The sequence below is a fragment of the Rhizobium sp. BK060 genome (assembly GCF_014193145.1).
Lineage (GTDB): Bacteria > Pseudomonadota > Alphaproteobacteria > Rhizobiales > Rhizobiaceae > Rhizobium.
Map to the genome: position 1 here is coordinate 1 of NZ_JACHYW010000064.1, position 2,198 is coordinate 2,198.

Genomic DNA, 2,198 nt, shown 5'->3' on the forward strand with positions numbered 1-2,198 from the left:
TAAAAGCGCTTTTGCGCCGATCATATTGATCATCCGTTTGATGTTGTAGGCCAGCACGTGTAGCGCCATCTCCGTTCGGACGTTTTTCAGCCTGCACATCTGGAAATGGGTCGAGCCCATCCACGCCTTGATGGTGGCGGCACAGCTCGACGAATCTGGCGCAGGTCTTTAGCTAGAGCATCGCACTTGAATTGAGAATCGATTGGGGTTTTCACGAGGGTATGGGTGTGATTCACTGCGGTTGGAGGTGAATCACATGGGTAAATCTCATTCTGTTGATCTTCGTCAGCGCGTTGTTTCCATGGTCGCTAGCGGCCAATCACGGCGAGCCGCTGCCCGTCATTTCGCAATCAGCGACAGCAGTGCGATCAAACTGCTGCAACGCCGGGAGCGGACCGGGCTGATAACCCCCGCGCGTCAAGGAAGGCCACCCGGTGCAGGGAAACTGTCGGCGTTTCGCGATTTCCTGGTCGCACAGGTCGAAAGCAAACCGGATATCACTATGCCAGAGCTTGCCCGTCGCCTTGACGATGAACATGGGTTGGTTATTCCACCATCTTCCCTGTCGCGGTTTTTGATAACGCAGGGATACACATATAAAAAAACAGATAATGGCGTCGGAACGCGCTCGCGCTGATATCCGAAACGATCGTGATGTCTGGATTGCGAAACGCCAACCCCGGATGCGATTTGAACCGCATCGACTTGTTTTCTTGGACGAAACCTCGGTGAACACAAAGATGGTGAGACTGCGCGGACGCTCCCCGCGCGGCGAGCGTCTCATCACGGATGCGCCCTTTGGCCACTGGGGGACACAGACATTCATTGCAGGCTTGCGCTGTTTCGGTCTCACCGCGCCCTGGATTGTTGACAGGCCGATGAACCGGGAAATCTTCGACACCTACATCGAGACCCAGCTTGCACCGACACTCGAACCAGGCAATGTCGTCATCCTGGACAATCTTCGCGTTCACAAGAGCGATAAAGCCAAAGCCTGCCTCAAGGAGGTTGGTGCGTGGCTCCTGTTTCTGCCGTCTTATTCGCCAGATTTGAACCCGATCGAAATGGCCTTCGCCAAAATTAAGGCGCATCTCAGAGCCGCCGCCGCTCGCACGTTTGACGCACTCTCAAATGCGCTCGGATCCATCTGCAACCTCTTCAATAGCCAAGAATGTCGAAACTATTTCACGGCCGCAGGCTATGGGTTCGATTAAACGTACGAAGCTCTAGTGTCCGTCCACAAACGGTAAACCGCTGAAATTATTGGATGAATCGCGATATTTCCGCGGGCAAAGCCCGGCGGTTTCAGGTATACTTTAGATCAAGCCATTGATTCTAAAGACAAACCCGCAACCGCCGGAGCCGACAATGCGCCAAGAACGCACCGTCCAATCCAATATATTCGATCTTTTCGCCGAACACGAGATTGGTCGTGAACTGAAGGCGATGTCGCAATGGCTGGATGAGCATCGCGATCTGCTCGGGCTGGTAGCGCAGGACCTGCGCCGCCATGGCGTCAAGGAGACCGGTCGCGAGGGCCTGCCGGCGGAGGCCGTGCTGCGTTGCGCCCTGCTCAAACAACACCGTCAGTTGAGTTATGAGGAGCTGGCCTTTCATCTGGAAGATTCCGCCTCATTCCGTGCTTTTGCCCGGCTGCCATGGGGATGCAGCCCGAAGAAGTCGGTCTTGCACAAGACGATCAGCGCGATCCGGGCCGAAACCTTTGAAGCGATCAATCGCGTGCTGTTGACGAGCGCGCGGCAGGACAAGGTGGAACGCGGCAAGGTCGTGCGCATCGACAGCACCGTCACTTCGGCGCTGATGCACGAACCGAGCGACAGCAGTCTTTTGTGGGACTGCGTGCGAGTGATGGTGCGGCTGTTGCAGCAGGCCGATGCACAGGGTCGTGCCATCCCATGGCACGATCACTGCCGCGCGGCGAAGAAGCGATCCCGGGCGATCCAATTTACCCGCGGTCGTCCGAAACGAGTTCAGCACTATCGCGCGCTGCTCAGGATCACGCGCACCACCTTGAACTATCTCGAACAGGCGGCGGCGCAGCTGCCCTTGGCGGCGGGCCCGGCGGTCGAACTCTGGCAGGCCCAAGTCCGCCACTATAAGCCGCTGATCGAACGGATCATCGCCCAGACCGAGCGGCGGGTCCTGGCCGGCGAGGCGGTGCCGGCTGGCGACAAGCT

Annotated in this window: 2 protein-coding genes; both read left to right on the forward strand. The window is 57.4% G+C overall.

From position 1 onward, the window contains the following. Nucleotides 1-256 precede the first annotated feature (256 nt). Nucleotides 257-1,214 (forward strand): IS630 family transposase gene (locus FHT71_RS31105; protein ID WP_132595359.1). Its coding sequence is split into 2 segments (ribosomal slippage): nt 257-607 and nt 609-1,214, totalling 957 coding nucleotides; the frame shifts between segments, so codons are not numbered across the junction. A 154-nt stretch (nt 1,215-1,368) separates the two neighbouring features. Further along, on the forward strand, nt 1,369-2,198 hold an 830-nt coding region (locus tag FHT71_RS31110; RefSeq protein WP_132595353.1), incomplete at its 3' end, for a transposase.